General features: G+C 32.2%; 17 protein-coding genes. 9 read left to right on the forward strand and 8 right to left on the reverse strand.

The annotated features are described in order from the left end of the window. Nucleotides 1-4 precede the first annotated feature (4 nt). Nucleotides 5-778 carry a serine hydrolase gene (locus tag Q5I67_RS04000; protein ID WP_296899099.1) on the reverse strand — a complete coding sequence of 258 codons (774 nt, stop codon included), beginning with the start codon at nucleotides 776-778 and terminating at the stop codon, nucleotides 5-7. A gap of 289 nt (nucleotides 779-1,067) precedes the next feature. On the opposite strand from Q5I67_RS04000, the gene gdhA reads away from it, so the two are divergent. Both gdhA and uvrA read left to right on the forward strand, forming a co-directional pair. After that, the gene (gdhA, locus tag Q5I67_RS04005) at nucleotides 1,068-2,417 is read left to right on the forward strand and encodes an NADP-specific glutamate dehydrogenase (protein WP_296899101.1); all 1,350 of its coding nucleotides are present in this window, start codon (nucleotides 1,068-1,070) and stop codon (nucleotides 2,415-2,417) included. A 222-nt stretch (nucleotides 2,418-2,639) separates the two neighbouring features. Further along, the gene (gene uvrA, locus Q5I67_RS04010) at nucleotides 2,640-5,486 is read left to right on the forward strand and encodes an excinuclease ABC subunit UvrA (RefSeq protein WP_302486423.1); all 2,847 of its coding nucleotides are present in this window, start codon (nucleotides 2,640-2,642) and stop codon (nucleotides 5,484-5,486) included. Nucleotides 5,487-5,536: 50 nt separating this feature from the next. Here uvrA and bioF read toward each other — a convergent pair whose 3' ends face one another. From bioF to Q5I67_RS04035, 5 genes are all read right to left on the reverse strand, one after another. Then, nucleotides 5,537-6,691, reverse strand: coding sequence for an 8-amino-7-oxononanoate synthase (gene bioF / locus Q5I67_RS04015; RefSeq protein ID WP_302486424.1), 1,155 nt, complete (start codon nucleotides 6,689-6,691; stop codon nucleotides 5,537-5,539). A gap of 18 nt (nucleotides 6,692-6,709) precedes the next feature. Next, nucleotides 6,710-7,465 (reverse strand): 6-carboxyhexanoate--CoA ligase, encoded by a 756-nt coding sequence (locus tag Q5I67_RS04020; RefSeq protein ID WP_302486425.1) that lies wholly within the window; start codon nucleotides 7,463-7,465, stop codon nucleotides 6,710-6,712. Between the two features lie 5 nt (nucleotides 7,466-7,470). Further along, nucleotides 7,471-7,950 carry a hypothetical protein gene (locus tag Q5I67_RS04025; RefSeq protein WP_302486426.1) on the reverse strand — a complete coding sequence of 160 codons (480 nt, stop codon included), beginning with the start codon at nucleotides 7,948-7,950 and terminating at the stop codon, nucleotides 7,471-7,473. A 123-nt stretch (nucleotides 7,951-8,073) separates the two neighbouring features. Further along, nucleotides 8,074-8,985 (reverse strand): DMT family transporter, encoded by a 912-nt coding sequence (locus tag Q5I67_RS04030; protein ID WP_302486427.1) that lies wholly within the window; start codon nucleotides 8,983-8,985, stop codon nucleotides 8,074-8,076. 277 nt (nucleotides 8,986-9,262) lie between these two features. After that, nucleotides 9,263-9,469, reverse strand: a complete 207-nt coding sequence (locus tag Q5I67_RS04035; protein ID WP_302486428.1) for a hypothetical protein — start codon at nucleotides 9,467-9,469, stop codon at nucleotides 9,263-9,265. A gap of 268 nt (nucleotides 9,470-9,737) precedes the next feature. On the opposite strand from Q5I67_RS04035, the gene Q5I67_RS04040 reads away from it, so the two are divergent. Then, nucleotides 9,738-10,787 carry an LD-carboxypeptidase gene (locus tag Q5I67_RS04040; protein ID WP_302486429.1) on the forward strand — a complete coding sequence of 350 codons (1,050 nt, stop codon included), beginning with the start codon at nucleotides 9,738-9,740 and terminating at the stop codon, nucleotides 10,785-10,787. Nucleotides 10,788-10,840: 53 nt separating this feature from the next. Here Q5I67_RS04040 and Q5I67_RS04045 read toward each other — a convergent pair whose 3' ends face one another. After that, on the reverse strand, nucleotides 10,841-11,866 hold the full coding sequence (locus Q5I67_RS04045; RefSeq protein ID WP_302486430.1) for a low specificity L-threonine aldolase: 1,026 nt from the start codon (nucleotides 11,864-11,866) through the stop codon (nucleotides 10,841-10,843). Nucleotides 11,867-12,011: 145 nt separating this feature from the next. Between Q5I67_RS04045 and Q5I67_RS04050 the strand changes: the two genes are divergently transcribed. From Q5I67_RS04050 to Q5I67_RS04075, 6 genes are all read left to right on the forward strand, one after another. Next, the gene (locus tag Q5I67_RS04050) at nucleotides 12,012-13,409 is read left to right on the forward strand and encodes a cation:dicarboxylate symporter family transporter (protein ID WP_302486431.1); all 1,398 of its coding nucleotides are present in this window, start codon (nucleotides 12,012-12,014) and stop codon (nucleotides 13,407-13,409) included. Nucleotides 13,410-13,560: 151 nt separating this feature from the next. Beyond that, entirely contained in the window at nucleotides 13,561-14,847 is a 1,287-nt protein-coding gene (locus Q5I67_RS04055) for a serine dehydratase subunit alpha family protein (RefSeq protein WP_302486432.1), read from the forward strand. A gap of 33 nt (nucleotides 14,848-14,880) precedes the next feature. Beyond that, entirely contained in the window at nucleotides 14,881-16,071 is a 1,191-nt protein-coding gene (locus Q5I67_RS04060) for an MFS transporter (protein WP_302486433.1), read from the forward strand. A gap of 30 nt (nucleotides 16,072-16,101) precedes the next feature. Next, nucleotides 16,102-16,671: a 3'-5' exonuclease gene (locus Q5I67_RS04065; protein WP_302486434.1), complete on the forward strand. Its 570-nt coding sequence runs from the start codon at nucleotides 16,102-16,104 to the stop codon at nucleotides 16,669-16,671. 473 nt (nucleotides 16,672-17,144) lie between these two features. Beyond that, nucleotides 17,145-18,608 (forward strand): pyruvate carboxylase subunit B, encoded by a 1,464-nt coding sequence (locus Q5I67_RS04070; RefSeq protein WP_302486435.1) that lies wholly within the window; start codon nucleotides 17,145-17,147, stop codon nucleotides 18,606-18,608. 212 nt (nucleotides 18,609-18,820) lie between these two features. Beyond that, entirely contained in the window at nucleotides 18,821-19,228 is a 408-nt protein-coding gene (locus Q5I67_RS04075; protein WP_302486436.1) for an Rrf2 family transcriptional regulator, read from the forward strand. A 56-nt stretch (nucleotides 19,229-19,284) separates the two neighbouring features. Here the strand turns inward: Q5I67_RS04075 and Q5I67_RS04080 are convergent, their stop codons facing one another. Further along, complete coding sequence (locus Q5I67_RS04080) at nucleotides 19,285-19,944, reverse strand: coenzyme F420-0:L-glutamate ligase (RefSeq protein ID WP_008537340.1); 660 nt, start codon at nucleotides 19,942-19,944, stop codon at nucleotides 19,285-19,287. Nucleotides 19,945-19,998: the final 54 nt, after the last annotated feature.

Here is a 19,998-nt window from a genome sequence, read left to right on the forward strand (position 1 = left end):
AAATTTATTTTTGTTTTTGTGCTAGATAATTATAAATATATTGCCCTAGTTTTCCCATTTCACGACCACCAATAGCGTTTGATTTTAAATTAGAAGCAAAAATAATAATACTATAAGTGCCAAAATCTGCTTCTAGGATACCACCATCATGTTCGACAAAATCAAGCATACCTGTTTTGTGATGAAATACGATATCTTCATCCCAATAATAAGGAATGCGGTCTCTGAATTGTTGACGAGCTAAGATTTGCCATGCAATATTAAATCTTTCTAAATGGCGATTTTGATAGATATGGCAAAGTAATTTATAGTAGTCATTGACAGATAGATAATTTTCTTTACCCTGTTTACTTGCTTCAAAATCCATCATATAGCGTTGAATTTTTGTCTGTTTTAAATTTAATTTATCGGCATAATTTTGAATATTATCCATGCCTAATTTTTTTATGAGAATATTTGTTGCCAGATTATCACTGAGAACAATCATTAAACTAGCGATAGATTTTATGCTGACTTTTGTATCGCTATCCATTTCTTGTAATGCTCCACCACCTTCTACATGTGGCACATAATCAACAGATATTTTTTCATTAAAGTCTAAATCACTAGCACATAAAGTGGCTAAGATAAGAACTTTAATCATACTAGCTGATTTATGGATATAATCTTTTTCTAAGCTTATTGTCTGTTGAGGGTTATTGAGGTCGCTTATCAAATATGACCAATTGCCATCGAGCTTTTGCATATAATTGTTTAAATAATTGCTTAATTTATTCATGATAACACATCTTTTCTGTATAATAATTAAATTATTATCTATTATAACATACTGATAAAAACAGTAAAAATAAGTTATAAATTCTAGAATGTATAGATTTTTTAAATACTGTATACAGTATTTAATTATGGTTTTGTAAAAAATATCTATGCAATATAAAAATGACATGCTATAATTATTTACGTTAAATATATATATAGTATATAGATAAAATTTATATACTAATTAAAATTTTCTTTATTTTATAATTTGTGAAAAAGATATTTCTAGAAGGAGCTGGAGTTTAATCATGAGTTTACAAAACGCGTATTTACAGAAAGTTTATGACAAAGTAGTAGCTAAAAATCCAAATGAAGCAGAATTTCAGCAGGCTGTTTATGAAGTTTTAGAATCCATTACACCTGCAATTGAAAAAAATCCTGCTTATGAAAAAGCTAATATTATTGAACGCATGGTTGAGCCTGAACGTATGATTACATTCCGTGTAACATGGGTTGATGATAATGGTAATGTACAAGTAAATCGTGGCTATAGAGTACAATTTAATTCTGCTATTGGGCCATACAAAGGTGGTCTTCGCTTACATCCTTCCGTATGTGCTTCTGTAATTAAATTTTTAGGTTTTGAACAAGTATTGAAAAATTCTTTGACTACTCTTCCTATGGGTGGCGGTAAAGGCGGTAGTGATTTCGATCCAAAAGGTAAATCCGATATGGAAATCATGCGTTTTTGCCAAAGCTTCATGACTGAACTTGCAAAACATATCGGAGCAGATACTGATGTTCCTGCTGGTGATATCGGTGTAGGTGCTCGTGAAGTTGGTTATTTATTTGGTCAATATAAACGTCTTCGCAACGAATTCACTGGTGTATTAACTGGTAAAGGTTTATCCTTCGGTGGTTCTTTAGTAAGAACTGAAGCAACTGGTTATGGTTTATGCTATTTCGTTGAAGAAATGTTAAAAGATAATAATACATCTTTCGCTGGTAAACAAGTTGTAGTATCTGGTTCTGGTAACGTTGCTATTTATGCAGCTGAAAAAGCTATGGAATTAGGAGCAAAAGTTATTGCTATGAGCGATTCCAATGGTTATGTAGTAGATGAAGCTGGTATCAAACTTGATGTTGTAAAACAGCTTAAAGAAGTTGAACGTAAACGCATTAAAGAATATGCTGAACGTGTTGAAGGTGCACAATATCATGAAGGTTGCAAAGGTATTTGGACTGTTAAATGCGATATTGCTCTTCCTTGTGCAACTCAAAATGAAATTGATCTTGAATCTGCTAAAGCTCTTGTAGCTAACGGCTGTAAAGTTGTTGGTGAAGGTGCAAATATGCCTTCCACTATTGATGCAATCAACTATTTCTTAGATAATAAAGTTCTCTTTGCTCCTGCAAAAGCTGCAAATGCTGGCGGTGTTGCTACTTCCGGTCTTGAAATGAGCCAGAACAGTGAACGTTTAAGCTGGACATTTGAAGAAGTAGATGCAAAATTACATGCAATCATGGTAAATATCTACAAAAATGCAGCAACAACTGCAAAAGAATATGGCTTTGAAGGTAATCTTGTAGTAGGTGCAAACATTGCTGGTTTCTTAAAAGTAGCAGATGCTATGCTTGCTCAAGGCTATGCTTATTAATAAGTGATTTAACATATAGGTTAAAGCAATATAAAAGTGCAGAAATTTATTTTCTGCACTTTTTTTATTTTGTAAAGCTGTCGTTAATCAATAAAAGCTTATAAATATTAAAAATAAATTCTTATTTAATAATTATTATTGATATGATATAATTAATAGTATAAAACTAGGATTTATAAATGATTTTAAATTTGATAATAATATGAATAAGGAGGATATATTTTGTCTGATTTTATAACAGTAAAAGGAGCGAGAGCTCATAATTTAAAAAATATAGATGTAAAAATTCCTCGTGATAAATTGGTAGTAGTAACAGGATTGAGTGGCAGTGGAAAATCCTCATTAGCTTTTGATACGATATATGCCGAAGGTCAACGTCGTTATGTAGAATCTTTATCTGCATATGCTAGACAATTTTTAGGGCAGATGGATAAACCAGATGTTGATTATATAGAAGGATTATCGCCTGCTATATCTATTGACCAAAAGACAACAAGTCATAATCCTCGTTCTACAGTGGGAACAGTTACCGAGATTTATGATTATTTGCGTTTATTATTCGCTAGAGTGGGAAAACCTCATTGTCCAAAATGTGGTAAACCGATCACTCAGCAGACAGTAGACCAAATGGTGGATAATATCATGAGTTTGCCAGAACGCAGTAAATTATTAATCATGGCACAAATCATTCGTGGAAAAAAAGGCGAACATAAAAAAGTATTGGAACAAATTCGCAAAGAAGGTTATGTGCGTGTACGCATTGATGGCGAAGTTATAGATATTAATGAAGAAATTAATCTAGAAAAAAATAAAAAACATACGATTGAAGTTGTAATCGACCGCTTGATTGTGCGTGAAGGCATTGAACAACGTTTAGCAGATTCACTTGAAACTGCTTTAGATATAGGTGAAGGAATTGTCTATGTACAAGTAGTTGATGGTGAATTATTGATGTTTAGCCAAAATTTTGCTTGTATAGATTGTGGTATCAGTCTGCCGGAGATTGCTCCGCGTATGTTTTCATTTAATAGTCCATATGGGGCTTGCCCTGAATGTAGTGGACTTGGCAGTCATCAACAATTTGATATAGATTTAGTAATGCCTAATAAAAATTTAAGCCCAGCAGAAGGTTTATTTGCACCATTATCCAAAAATCCAGCTTCTTATGCTATGGTGCAGATTGAAGCTGTATTAAAAAAATATGGTTATACTTTAAATACTCCATGGAATGAAATTGATAAAAACATTCAAGAGTATTTGATAAATGGTTCAGGCGAAGAAAGATTTAATTATTCATATGTGAATATGTATGATGAGTATAAAGAGTATTTCTCACCATTTGAAGGTGTAATGCCTATGCTTGAGCGTCGTTATAAAGAGACTAATTCAGATATAATGCGAGAATCATATGAAGCATATATGAGCACTACACCATGTCCAAAATGTAAAGGGGCAAGGTTAAAACCAGAAGTATTGTCCATCACTATTGGCGATAAAAATATAAAACAAGTAACAGATATGACTATCGCTGAAGCCAGTGAATTTTTTAAAAACCTTAAATTCACTGAGCGTGAAGAAATCATTGCTAAACAGATCATGAAAGAACTTCATGCTAGATTAGGCTTTTTACTAGATGTAGGGTTAGAATATTTGACATTATCTAGAGCAGCAGGCACTTTATCTGGTGGGGAAGCTCAGCGTATTCGTCTAGCTACACAGATTGGTTCAGGTTTAGTCGGCGTATTATATATTTTAGATGAACCTAGTATAGGACTTCATCAAAGAGATAATAATAGATTGTTAGCTACATTAAAACATCTTCGCGATTTAGGAAATACATTGATTGTAGTAGAACATGATGAAGATACTATGTATGCAGCAGATTGTATTATTGACATAGGGCCAAAAGCAGGAGCTGGTGGCGGTGAAGTAGTAGCTCAAGGAACTGTTGAAGAAATTAAGCAAAATTTAAATTCAATAACAGGGCAATATTTAAGTCGTAGAAAATATATACCAGTACCAAAAGAGCGAAGAAAAGGCAATGGCAATTTTATCGAAGTTGTCGGTGCTAAAGAAAATAATTTAAAAAATATAAATGTAAAATTTCCATTAGGTGTATTTACTGTAGTAACAGGTGTTTCTGGTTCTGGAAAATCTACTTTGGTAAATGAGATATTGTATAAAGGTTTAGCAAGTAAATTATATACAATAAAAGGAAAACCAGGTAAACATAAAGAGATAAAAGGCATTGAAAATATAGATAAAATCATCAATATTGACCAATCTCCAATAGGTAGAACACCTCGTTCTAATCCTGCGACATATACAGGTGTATTTGATAGCATTCGTGAGTTATTCAGCCAAACTAATGAAGCAAAGATAAGAGGATATAAACCTGGTCGTTTTAGTTTCAACGTCAAAGGTGGACGTTGTGAAGCTTGTCATGGTGATGGCATTATAAAAATTGAAATGCACTTTTTACCAGATGTATATGTTCCATGTGAAGTTTGTAAGGGAGCGAGATATAATCGTGAAACTTTAGAAGTAAAATATAAAGGAAAAACAATATCTGATGTACTCAATATGACAGTTGATGAAGGCTGTGTATTTTTTGAAAATATACCTAAAATCTATCGCTATATGAAAGTATTACAAGATGTAGGACTTGGTTATATTCAATTGGGACAGCCAGCGACAACATTATCTGGCGGTGAAGCACAGCGTGTAAAATTAGCTTCTGAATTAGCTAGAAGAAGTACAGGCAAAACTCTTTATATTTTAGATGAACCGACAACAGGGCTTCATACAGCAGATATTCATCAACTTTTAGATGTATTACAGCGATTAGTTGATGGCGGAGATACTGTAGTTGTCATTGAACATAATCTTGATGTGATAAAAACAGCAGATTATTTGATCGATTTAGGCCCTGAAGGTGGCAATCGCGGTGGTACTATTGTAGCCAAAGGAACACCGGAAGATATAGAGAAAGTAAAAGCTTCATACACAGGGCAATTTTTAAAACCTTTACTTGAAGAAGGAAAAAGATTAAATAAACGAGACTCATAAAAATAAAGAGCTTGATAATATGATTTATGTATTATCAAGCTCTTTTTATATTAAAGTAAATTAATTAATTCAGTGATGACAAAGTTTAAATCTTCTTGTGTATGACTAGCTGATATAGCAAGACGCAATCGACTTTGATTTTGAGGTACTGTCGGTGGGCGGATAGCAGATAAAATAATATGTTTTTCATAGAGTTTTTGAGCTATTTGTAGAGCTTTTTCATTGCTATGCACAATGATAGGCACGATAGGAGTCGTTAAGTTTATATCTATATTATTTTGTTGCAATAAATTTTGTACATAGGAAATATTATCATATAATTTATCTACTAAGCTATTATCGTTAGCGATTAAGGTTAATGCTTCAAGGCTACTTGCTATATCGGCTGGTGTCAATGCTGTAGAAAAAATATAACTGCGGGCCTTATTGATGAGATATTCAATAAGAATTTTTTTGCCAGCGACAAAGCCACCTTCAGAAGCAAGGGCTTTGCTTAAAGTACCTAACTGAATATCAATTTTTCCGTGTAGATGAAAATGTTCTACACTGCCATGACCTTTGCCCAAAACTCCTGTAGCATGAGCATCATCAACCATAGTTAAAGCATTGTATTTATGTGCTAAATAAGCTATTTCATCTAAAGGAGCAATATCGCCGTCCATACTAAACACGCTATCAGTAACGATTAATTTCGTATGAGAATATGGCAAATTTTTTAATATATTTTCTAAATCTATCATATTTTTATGACGATAGATTAAAGTTTTAGCTTTGCTGAGTCGACAGCCATCAATTATGCTCGCGTGATTTAATTCGTCGCTTATGATGTAATCATTAGAACTAGTCAATGCACTGATAGTGCCAACATTAGCCATATAGCCAGTATTAAAGACCAATGCTTTTTCTGTAGATTTAAATTCAGCAAGTGCTTGTTCTAATTTGGCAAATAAAATATGAGAACCAGATATCAAGCGTGAGCCACCAGAGCCTGTGCCGTATTTTTCAATAGCCTTGATGGCAGCTTTTTTTACTTGTGGGTGATGAGTAAGCCCTAAATAATTATTAGAAGCCATCATCAAAAATTCTTCATCATCTTTTAGAACTTTAGTAGCTGAAATAGGAATATAAGTTATAGGTTTTCGATATAATTGCTGTTGATGTAAAAATTCTATTTCAGTTAAATATTTATTTAAATTATCTTGCATGATAAACTCCATTTCAATTTATAAATTAATATCTACAAGTACGGGCTGTCTTTCAAGATAATTTTGCAAAGCTGTGATATCTACAGGTGTTTTTACAAAAAATACTCGACCACCTTGGCTACTATGTAGTGGTTTCATTTTAGTAATGCGGTGATACGTATTATTGGCAGATACATAGCCGATAATATAATTAGGATCATCAGACCAACATAATTCTCCTACGACATTCGGTGCGGATAAAACTTTACTAGCTAGGACGAGAGCTTCTTGTACATGATTATCTGTATAGCCTAATTCATCAAAATGTTTTTTTGCTTGTAGTGTATCTTTGAAATCCATGCGACTGACGCGAATTCCTCTCATACCTGTATTATCTAAGCGTTTTCCTGTAATGGCATCAATTAAAATAGCACCACGCATATTTTCCTGTAGTGATAATAAAGATGATATGGCATTATCTATGGCTATTTTAGAAATACCAGCATTAGCTAAGAATTCACGGGCATTTTTATGTCCATCATTTACATCAATAGCCGTATACGTTTCCATCTTAAGCATGGGAATAGTTATGATGTCTTTAGGTTTAACTTCTTCAATAGTAAGGCGGATAAAATCTGCTCTACCTTTTTCATGAGTTAAAGCTCGTTGAATTAATTTTTCTGTGATTGTAGTTAAATCTTGTGTTGTAATCAAACGTTCAGCACCGGAAATATGATGACCACCATGTTCATGGGCTCCACCTTGAGCTGAACGCATACGAATACTATAGAGCATAAATATTATCTCCTTTTATGAGTTATTTTCCTTAAAATATTTACCAAAATAGGGGAAGCTATAGCAGTGAAGATAAGTCCAGGAATAGTAAATAAAATCATGGAAAATGTCAAAGCTCCTAGATTGCCTAGAAAGAAAAATAGACTAAATCTAGCGATGAGTGAAGCGATAGGGCCAGCGAAAATTATCATATAAAGATGATTTTGAGCTAAATATAAAAGTAAACCAACGATTAGACGAAATTGCATGGCAATAGCTACATTTAATATATTTTGTGTACCTAAAGCTAGGCAAATCATGCTGGATAAAATACCGCTGATGATATATTTTTTAAAGCCAAAGACACTACAAATAGCTACTGCTAAGGGAGCTGATAATTGGAATTCAATGCCAGGAATGATATTAGGAATTTTGATTGACCCTAATATAGAAATCATGGCAACTAAAATAGCGATTTCACAAAGTGTAGAAGTTTTATACCTCATATTGTCAACCTTTCTATAATTTTAGTTAACATTTTAAAGAAAGATGAGATATTTGTCAAATAAAAAAGCAGATATAAATTTCTTAAGAAAAATATATCTGCAAATATTGTTTATATCTTATATTTAATTAAAAATTTTTTTTAGTTTTGAAAAAGGAATAGTCAATAATCCTAGAGCGAATAAAACGAGAAATAGACCGATTAAAGATAAGATAGTAGGTATTTCTTGATAAAAGAAGATACCAAAGAGCATAGCAGCTATTGGTTCACCAGAGGCTAAAATGGCAACCTTGCCAGCTTCGACATAATTTAGGGCTACAGTAAAGCAAATATATGGCAATACAGAAGTGAGCAAAGAATGTAATAATAAAAATCCACTCATAGGTATTGGATCAATTTGAATGATTTTTATTACACAATGCCAATCGGTAAATGGCAATAAGGCTATGCCAACAGAGATTAAACTATAAACTGTAACGGTAAAAGAATGATAACCTTTGAGCATGGCTATTTTTGAAAAAATGCTATAAGTGCCATAAAAAAATGCACCTAAAGTGCCAATGATAATTCCGATAGTAGTCCATTTCATGGCACCGGCTTCTTCTAGGACTCCACTGGAAAAAATACAGCCGATTAAAGCCAAGATTGCACAGATGGTTTTTTGTGAAGTGAGTTTTTCTTTAAATAGAATATCAGCTAAAATAAGTACAAATATAGGGGCAAGGCTCAATAAAACAGCGGATAAAGATAGAGTTAATTCATTGATAGCAAAATTGTAACAAAGATTTAGACCTAACATACTGAAAATGCCCGCACAAAGGAAAATCCATAAATCTTTTAATTTTATTTTTAATAGAGATTTATCTAAATATAATAAACCGGCAATAATAATGATAATAGCAACAACAATGCGAGTTTCCACTATAGAAACGCTATTTAATCCTAATTCACTTAGTTTTCGAACAAATATGCCAGCTGAACCCCACATTATGCCTGACAAAATGGGAAAAATTTGAATCCATTGTTTTAATGTCATAAAAGTAACGCTCCTAAAAATAGAATAAATAAATTTTCATATTTTTAGATTATACTATGTCAATAATCGGCTAACAATAGATTGGCTTTAAAGAATTAAATTAATAAAATAAATAGAGAAATAAAAAAAGAGCTTATTAAAGATAGTTAAATCAATAATAAACTCCATTAAAATTATACACAAAAAACAAATTAAAATTAATATATAGGTTTTGATTTGAAGACATAAGTGTATTTATGTCAGAGGTATAATAATAGCCTACAATATATTATTAATATTATTGTAAACTATGTGCGCTGTGATAAGAAGCTTCTTCTTCGTCATCTCTTTTAGTGATAAGTCTATAAGTGATGAGATTTGCTAAGAAGCCTAAATAAATAATGCCTAAAGTTAAAGCAGTAATTGTTGGATTATTTATATAAAAGGAAAGAATGAAACTAGCAATAGCTACTAATAAAGCACGGATAATAAGAATAGTTTTCATGATAAATTTCCTCCGAAATGTTTAATAAAAATTTTTAATATATATATAATGTTGTATAGATTTATACACTGAAAATTTATTTCGGTTAATATTATAACGCTTTACAGTAAAGAGTCAATGAATTTGAAGAAAGTTTATATCTTAAAATTGTTGTCAAATATAGCTATTTTCAAAAAATTTTTTAATATGTAAAAATAAGTGTATTAAAATTATAAATAAAGCATTATTTATTCAATTTAGAGAAGAATTATTTTATGTTAAAATAAAAATGATTATAAAGTTAGGTGGTGAAGTGATGAAAAATTATTTTAAATATTTTTTGAGTATATGTTTGATTATCGGTTTGTGTTTGTATAGTGAAAGTGTTTTTGCTGAAAGTTTGAAGGGTAATGCTCTAAAACAAGGCGATTGTATAGGTATAGTAGCACCTGCTTCAGGTATTGAAGATATGAATATAGCTGACGCTATCAATAAATTGCAAAATTGGGGTTATAAGGTGAAATTATCGCCGAATTTATATCAGCAATCAGGATATTTAGCAGGTAGCGATCAAATGAGAGCTGATGATTTAAATAATTTTTTTGCTGATGATGAAGTCGATGCGATACTTTGTCTGCGTGGCGGTTATGGTAGCGGTAGAATACTTGATTTATTGAATTATGAAATGATAAAACAGCATCCTAAAATGGTGATTGGCTATAGTGATATAACGGCATTGCATATGGCATTGATAAAAAAAGCGGATTTAGTGCCAGTGCATGGGGCTATGGTTATAGATATCAACGATAATGGCTATAATTATACAGATAATCAATTAAAATTGGGTTTAGCAAATGAAAGTTTAGGTGCGAATAATGAATTTGTTTTGCCAAGCAATCATAAATTAAAAGTGTTAAAAGAAGGTTATGCTAAAGGTAAAATCATTGGCGGTAATCTATCTGTATTAGCTTCTTTATCTGGCAGTGAATATCAGCCAAATGGTGAAAATTGTATTTTATTCATTGAAGAAGTCGGCGAAGACTCTTATGTAATAGATAGATGTTTTCAGCAATTATGGCAAAGTGGAGTGTTAAAGCAAGTGAAGGGCTTAATCATTGGTAATATGCGAAGATGTGAACCAACAGAGCCGACACAATTTGATTATTCTGTGATGCAGGTAATCAAGCAATATGCAGATAAAGCTAATATTCCTGTAGTCTATGATATGCCAGTAGGTCATGGAGCGATAAATGGATTTTTGCCTTTGAATGTAGAAATAACACTTGATGCAAATACTTCTAATCCGCAAATAATTTTTAATGAAAGTTATGTAAAATAAAAAAAGAGTAGTTTGATAAATATAATATCAAACTACTTTTATTTTGAGGATTTTTATAAAATTTCTTTTAATGTATCAATAGATGATTGTGGTGTTGCCCAGCTAGTAGCAAAACGGACTACTGTATGTGTATCGTCATATTTTTCCCAGAAACTACAGCTGATTTTTTGGCGGAGTTCTTTTAATTTAGTATCTTCTAGAATGATGAATTGTTGATTAGTATCTGTTTCTAAGAAGAATTTATAATTTTTTTCTTTGAAGATAGCTTTTAATTGTTCAGCTTTTTCAATGGCATTTTTAGCAATTTTAAGATAGAGATTATCGGTAAATAAAGTATCAAATTGAATACCGAGTAGTCTACCTTTAGCAAGTAATGCACCATGTTGTTTGATGATAGTGAAGAAATGAGGTATTAAATTTGGTTTGGTGATAACTACTGCTTCACCGAATAATGCACCAACTTTTGTACCGCCAATATAAAATACATCACAATATTTAGCTATATCTTGCATAGTAACATCAGTATTCAAAGAGGCAAGACCATAACCGAGTCTAGCACCGTCTAAAAATAATGGTAGATTGTATTTATGGCAGATAGCGGATAAATCAGCTAATTCTTGTTTTGTGTATAAAGTACCCCATTCAGTAGGGTGGGAAATATACACAGCTCCAGGAATAGTCATATGTTCAAAACTTTCATCACCATAAAATTTAGTGAGATATTTTTCTACTTCACTAGCTTTGAGTTTACCTTCTTCTTGTGGTAAAGTGATGACTTTATGTCCACCAAATTCAATAGCACCAGCTTCATGAAGCTCGATATGGGCACTATCAGCAGCGAGAATACCTTCATAAGTTTTTAATAAGCCGTCGATTACAGTGGCATTTGTCTGTGTACCGCCAACGAGAAAATGAACTTGTGCTTCAGGGCAGTCACAAGCTTTGCGGATTTTTTCACGGGCAGATTCACAATATGTATCATTGCCATAGCCAGGAGTTTGTTCAAAATTAGTAGTCACTAATTTTTCAAGAATGGAAGAATGAGCTCCTTCTAAATAATCGCTGTCAAAATATAACATCATATCACCCTTTAGTATAAAATTAGATAATCTATATTATAGCGTAAAGAAATGAAAAAATGAATATTTAAAGTTATTGTCAAATTTCTATATTATGTGATATGATAATAAATCATATAGAAATAGTATGAAAGGTGGCGTTATTATGACTGGCGATTTTTGGCAATCATTTTTGATGATAAGTGATATGTATACAGTAGGATTTTTGATACTGTTATTTATCTTCTTTGGCATCATACATTATTTGTACCGCAAACGTAATATGGATTTTTCCTTAGTGGTATTAGTGGGTATGGGTCTTGGTTGTGTACTTGGGATACTTATGCAATATATGGCAGGTTTTCCAAATGATCCGATGAAGACTACATTTATTAAGGAAACTACAAATTGGTTGCAATTGTTTGGTAATGGTTATATTGACCTGATTAAAATGATAGTAGTGCCACTAGTTATAGTTTCTATTGCTCATGTTATTGTGAATATGAATTCTGAACAAAAAATGAGCAGTTTGGTGAAAAAGACTATTTTGGTCACTATGTCTATGGTAGCAATTGCCTCTATTGTAGGTATAGGACTAGGCATATTTTTCAATGTTGGTGGCGATGCTTTGACAAATGTGGCAACAGAAGCCAAAGCAAAAGAAGTTGTCAGTGTAGCGACTACTCTTAGAGGTTTGATACCAGGAAATTTAGTTGATGCTATGGTAAAAAATAATATCATTGGCATGGTTATTTTTGGTGCATTTTTAGGCAGAGCTATTTGGTGGATAAAAGCGGATGAACCAAAAGTTGAAGAATTTATGCGAAAATTAGTCAATGGTTTGCACAAAGCTTTGATGAATATGGCACTTTTGATTTTAGATTATATGCCATGGGCAGTAATTGCATTACTTGCAAATACTATTGCTCAAAAAGGTTTAGATAGTATTTTGAGTGTAGTTCAATTTATTTTAGTATTGTATTTAGCAATTATTGTTCAGTTTATTATTCAATTGATAGCATTGAGTGTAAATGGCATTAATCCAATTATTTATTTGAAAAAATCTTTGGCATTACTCATCTTGGCATTTACATCTCGCTCTAGTGTAGGTTGTTTACCTGTTACCATTGAGACTTTGACGCAAAAATTGGGAGTAAATCAAGCGACAGCAAGTTTTGTAGCTGGTTTTGGAACAACAGCAGGTATGCAAGGTTGTGCAGGTATTTTCCCTTCATTATTAATTGTATATGTATGTAATTTAACAGGAACACCTATGGATTTTAGCATGATCGTCATGACTGTGATCGTGGTGAGTTTGGGTTCATTGGGCATAGCAGGTATTCCAGGTACAGCTACAATGGCAGCATCAGTAGGTTTGTCTGGTGTGGGTATGGCCTCTTCATTTAGCTTGATTGGCCCAATCTTGGCTATAGATCCATTGATTGATATGGCTAGAACTATGTTGAATGTAGCAGGTTCAGTAGTTAATGCTTTGATTATTGACAAAAAAATGGGTGGCTTAGACCAAAATATATACAATGATGTAAGTAAAAATAAAAAGTAAGATATAAAAAAAGGCAATGTATTAGAAATTTATTTTAATATGTTGTCTTTTTTGCTATAGTTTTGCGATATTTTTGTGAATATATGATATAATTTTTCATGTATTAAATATAAATAGATTTTAAATTTTGTAGAAAGGTTGAAGTAATACGATGGAGCAGAGAATATACGATAATTATATAAATATTTTAAAAGAAGAATTAGTGCCAGCTTTAGGTTGTACAGAGCCTATCGCTATAGCTTACGCTGGGGCAAAGGCACGTGAGATTTTAGGAGAATTTCCGCAAAAAGTCATTGTAAAATGCAGTGGCAATATTATAAAAAATGTTAAAGGGGTAACTGTTCCTAATTCTGGAAATTTGAAAGGTATAGATACGGCAGCATTACTTGGAATTATCGGTGGTAAATCTGATATGCAGTTAGAAGTCTTAGAGTCTGTGACTGATGAAGATAGAGCAAAATTAAAAGAATTATTAAAAGCAAAAATTTGTGTTTGTGATTTAGTGGAGAATACAGATAATCTCTATATAGATATAACAGTAGTTGGCAGTGAGCATACAGCGGAAGTAATCGTGTCTGATTATCATACAAATATCATAAAGATAGTAAAAGATGATGAAGTATTATATGATAAAATAAATAAAATTGACGGTAAAAATGATGAAGTTGAAGCAGATAGAAATTTATTGAATGTAAAAGATATTATTGAATTTGCTAATACTGTAGATTTAGATGATATAAGAGATGTATTATCAAGACAGATAAATTGTAATATGGCTATTGCCAAAGAAGGCATAAAAAATAATTTTGGTGCTAATGTAGGGCTTAATTTATTGGCATTGTATGGGGATTGTTTACCTGTTCGAGCTAGAGCGATGGCAGCTGCTGGTTCGGATGCACGTATGAGTGGATGTTCACTTCCTGTAGTGATCAATTCAGGTAGTGGCAATCAGGGCATGACAGTAACTATACCATTGGTAGTATATGCAAATGAATATAAGATTCCAGAAGAAAAATTATATAGAGCATTGATCGTAAGCAATTTGTTGGCTATTCATCAGAAAAAATATATCGGTAAATTATCAGCATTTTGTGGTGCCGTAAGTGCAGGTTATGCTTGTGGTGCAGCTATAACATATATGCTCGGTGGTAATTTCAATCAGATTGCCAATACTATAATTAATACATTAGCTAATACAAGTGGTATTATTTGTGATGGTGCAAAACCTTCTTGTGCAGCGAAAATTTCTTCAGCTTTAGATGCGGCATTTTTAGCACACACTATGAGTATGCATGATGATGTATTCCATGCTGATGAAGGTATAGTAAAAGATGACTTAGAAAAAACTATTCGAGCTATTGGTTATATTGGACGTGAAGGTATGAAACGAACAGACATTGAAGTATTAAATGTTATGATTGATAAAGTCTGCCCGTGAAAATAAAAAATAATAAAAGAGGTCTTAAAGAAAATGGCAAGATTAATAGACAAGGGAACTAGAGAATATACCTGTGCGTTAGTTATGATGTTTTTTGGTAGCTTAGCAGCTTTTGGGGCGGAATACTGTTTACAACCAGTTATTCCTATTTTGGCACAAGATTTCAATTTATCTCCGACTGTAGCAAGCTTATCCATGTCTTTTGGAACTATAGGTATGGCTATTTCAATGATATTGATAGCGAGTATTTCTAAACATCTAGAACGTAAAAAAGTAATGGTAATAGCATTGGGAATTTCTTCTATATTAATATTATTGATGTCTATCACAGAAGAATTCACTTTGATTTTGGCTTTGCGTTTTGTACAGGGAATATTATTAGCAGGTTTTCCTTCATTGGCAGTGGCTTATATAAACGAAGAGTTTAATCCTAAAATAATCGGTGCTGCTATCGGTGTGTATGTAGCCGCTACTCCTCTTGGTGGACTTGTAGGTCGTATTTTAATCAGTACATTGACAGATGTGGCATCATGGCGACTTGGTTTGATGATAGCTGGTGTGTTATATTTATTGAGTGCGATAATGATGTGGATTTTCTTGCCACCATCTTTAAATAAAAAAATCGAACATGGTAAAATTAAAATACAATGGAAAGATTTTTTGAGTTTATTGCAAAATAAGAAAATAATTATGATATATTTAATAGCTTTTTGTGTAATGGGCTGTTTTGTATGTACGTATAATTTTATTTCTTATGTATTGATGGCAGAACCTTATAATTTGAGCCAAACTATAATTGGCTTTATCTTTGTGCTTTATTTAGTAGGTTCAGTAAGTTCAGCCGTTATGGGAACATTATCTGACCGTTATGGACATGGAATCATAATTGTAATCTCTGTAATCATTCAATTAGTTGGTATTTTATTGACTGTATTTATGCCTTTAATTGTAAAAATCATAGGTCTTGCTATATTTACTTATGGATTTTTTGGTGTTCATTCTAATGCATGTGCATGGGCTCCACAGAGTTGTCAAAATGATAAAGCTCAAGTATCAGCTATGTATATGTTATTTTATTATGTTGGTGCTAGTACCTTTGGTACTATAGGTGGCACTTTCTTAAGTAATTATGGCTGGAATGGTATCGTTATATTTGAAAGTGGTATTTTAATATTGGCCTTTATCTTAGCTATGATTTTATATAAAAAGAAGGAATATAAATAAAGAGTTTTAGTAAATTAGGATGTGTAGAATTTGTTTTTTGAGCAAGAGTATATTGCATCAATAGAAAAAAATCCATCAATATTATTTTTTGATTTAGAAATGACTGGTGGAAACACACGATATGATGAAATTTTGCAATTTAGTATTGTGGATTTATATAAAGGTGTAGTATTTAATGAATATATAAAACCTAGAAAATGTAAATCATGGAAAGATACGGAAGCAATACATCATATAACACCAGCGATGGTCAAGGATTGTTTCACTATTAATGCGTATCAAGCAACGATAAAAAATTTATTTAAACATGCGGATATGGTTATTGGTTATGGTATAGAAAATGATTTACGATTTATGAAAAAAGATAAGATTTTTGTAGGTAAAAATACTATTATTTATGATTTGCAAAAATCTTTTTCGCGAGTCTATAGCAATGATAATAATATGCCTAGCTTGAAATCTTGTGCTGACTATTGTAGATGTCCTAATTTAGGTAAGGCTCATAATAGTTTGATTGATACTTATATTACAGCATATTGTTTTATTTGTATCTATGGATTGGATTTGCCGGATTGGTTGCAAAAAATAATTGACAATTAGGCATAAGTAATTATTAATTATTTATTAAATTATGTATAAAAACTCATTATTATAAATTTTGTTTATGATAGTATTAAATATGTTAAAAAAATCACATAAAGTCATTGACAATAGTTTTATTAGTACCTATACTGTAAATAGAATGTTATATACTATTTTTATATCTTAATATAGGTTAAACTTTGGGTATTTGATAAGTAATAAATATTAAAGATTTATTTTTGAGAATGCTTTATAAAAACCTAAAATATGATATAATAGATATAATTAATATTGTATGTGTTGTATGTTTTGGTATAACATAATGTCCTTATTTTAAGGGCGTATGAATATAAAAGGTTGGGGCAACAACCTCTAAGATAGATATTTAAATCCTATATTATTATTTAATATAGGTAGTGTCATTATGTCTTAAAATCACATAAATATGTGAATTGTCAATTGCATATATATGAAGGAGTGTTTATTTTATTATGGCAAAAGTAAAAATTACTGAAACAGTATTACGCGATGGCCATCAGTCCTTGCTTGCTACACGTATGCGTCTTTCCCAGATGCTTCCACAGCTCGAAGCTCTCGATGCTATTGGCTACAAATCTTTAGAAGCTTGGGGCGGAGCTACATTTGATAGCTGCCTTCGTTTCCTTGATGAAGATCCATGGGAACGTCTTGACACATTAAAAGCTCATCTCAAAACTCCTATTCAGATGTTGCTTCGTGGTCAGAACCTTTTAGGTTATTACCAATATCCAGATGATGTTGTTCGTGCTTTCGTTAAAAAAGCTGCTCAACATGGTATTGGTGTATTCCGTATTTTCGATGCACTTAACGATACTCGTAACCTCAAAACAGCTATAGATGCTGCTAAAGAAGCTAAAGCTGAAGTTGAACATTCTGTAGAAGTTCAAGGTTGCTTAGTTTATACTGTTGGTGGTCCTCATACTATTGCTGAATTTGGTAAATTAGCAAAAGAACTTGATGCTATGGGCGTTGATTCCATCTGCATTAAAGATATGTCTGGCTTATTAAAACCATATGATGCTTATGAACTCGTTAAAGAATTAAAAGCAGCTACAAAACTTCCTATTCAGTTACACACTCATTACACTAGCGGTTTTGGTTCTATGACTTACTTAAAAGCTATCGAAGCTGGCGTAGATGTAGTTGACTGTGCACTTTCTCCATTTGCTATGGATACTTCCCAGCCTTGTACAGAAACTATGGTTGCTGCACTTGAAGGTACTGAATATGATACAGGTCTTGACCGTCAGGCTATGACTCCAATTGCTAAACACTTCCTTGGTGTTAAAAAAGAAATCATTGACGAATTTGGTTTAAAAGGTTACTTCGATGTTAACCCTAACGTTCTTGACTTCCAGATTCCTGGTGGTATGTTATCCAACCTCGTTAACCAGTTAAAAGAAATGGGTATGGCTGATAAATATCAAGATCTTCTTGATGAAATGCCACGCGTTCGTGCTGACCTTGGTTACCCACCACTCGTTACTCCTTCTAGCCAGATTGTAGGTACAATGGCTACATTCAACGTTATGACTGGCGAACGTTATAAAATGGTTCCAGATGAATTCAAAAAACTTGCTCGTGGTGAATTCGGTCGTACTCCACAGCCTGTTAACCCAGAAGTTCTTGAAAAATGCGGTATTAAACCAGAAGATTTGGTTACTTGCCGTCCAGCAGACCGCCTCGAACCAGGTATGGATAAATTTAGAGCAGAACTTGCAACTAAAGGCTTCCCTAACGCTAGTGAAGAAGATGTATTATCTTATGCACTTTTCCCAGCTGTTGCTGAAGAATTCTTCAAAAAACGTACTGTTAAAACTCTTAAAGCTCTTGGTGTTGCTAACCCAACTGACGAAGATGTTTTACTTTACAATCTCGATGCTGAAGTTGCAAAAAAATTCTTTGCTGCTAAATAATTTTAATTTTAAATATAAAAAGGCTCCACTTTATCGTGGAGTCTTTTTATATTATTTTAATAAAGATAAAAAATAATTATGAAACATTATTAAAATATAAATGAAATAACCTTTGGTATATTGATTTATATTTTAATTTTTAGATAAAATATTTTACTGACAAACTAACTAAAAGTAGTTATATAGAGTTATATAAGGAGAAATAGAAGGCGATGCAGTTAAATATCACAACAGATTATGCTATTAGAATTCTTTTAGCCCTAGCAGATAGAGATGGCGAAGTTGTATCTTCAAAAGATATCTCTATGATAATGAAAATTCCTCAAAAATATGTATTGAAAATAACACGTAGCTTGGTAGCTGCTGAATTAATAGAGCGTCGTTCAGGTGTATATGGTGGCTTTTTATTGGCAAAAAAACCTGAAGAGATATCATTATTAGAAATTGTAAAAGTCATGGAACCAACAATGCGTGTAAATCGTTGTTTAGAAAAAGATAATTATTGTAGTAGAGAGGCTACTGAAAATTGTCCGATAAGAAAGTTTCATATTAATTTTCAAAATATACTAGAAGATAGATTTTCAGCTGTAACAGTTAAGACATTATTGGATAATAAATAAAAAAGATGTTTTCTTAAGAAAACATCTTTTTTATTTTCACTATAATATTTTAGTTATTAAGAATTTTGTTCCTGATATTGTTTGAAGTTTTTAATTATAGCAATTGGTGTTTTTTGAGATGCATTACCAAAAGGATTATCAATTAATAATTTAGCAACCATCTGGCCATTGCAACCATCAGTTACATCTACGATACGAGAACGTTTTAAGTCGTTAACATCGGCGATTACAGCACCAAAGCAATTGAGACGAGATTTTAAGTTATTAACTACTTCTTTTGTGTTTTCAGGGCCATAAACAATGGATTTATCAAATGGTGGCATAGTACCAGTTACATCATCGATAAGAGCTGTTTGACGGCCAGCGATTTGATAGAATACACCGGATTTGCCTACTAATTTTGCTAAGAAGCCGATGAATAAACCAGCAGCTACACGGAAATGACCTTCTTTGATCATCAATGATTCCATACCATGAGGAGTAGCAAGACTACCATAGTCAGGAATGAAACGACAGCAGAATTGAGCCATATGAGAGATTTTGAGGTCTTCAGGACGAATGTATAATCCTTGAGTGATAGCTACCACACTTTCTGCTACAGTGATAACATCATCAGGGCCAATTTTATCTTTTGTATATTTTTCGATAGTATCTACAATATCATCTTTTTTTGTTAGAATACGAGTCGGAATGGGTATAATTTTAACTTCAGACATGATTTACCTTCCTTTTCTGTGTATAAATACATATTTACATAAATTAAAGAGAAA

This window comes from uncultured Megamonas sp., from assembly GCF_958438645.1.
In the GTDB taxonomy this organism is placed as follows: Bacteria; Bacillota; Negativicutes; order Selenomonadales; family Selenomonadaceae; genus Megamonas.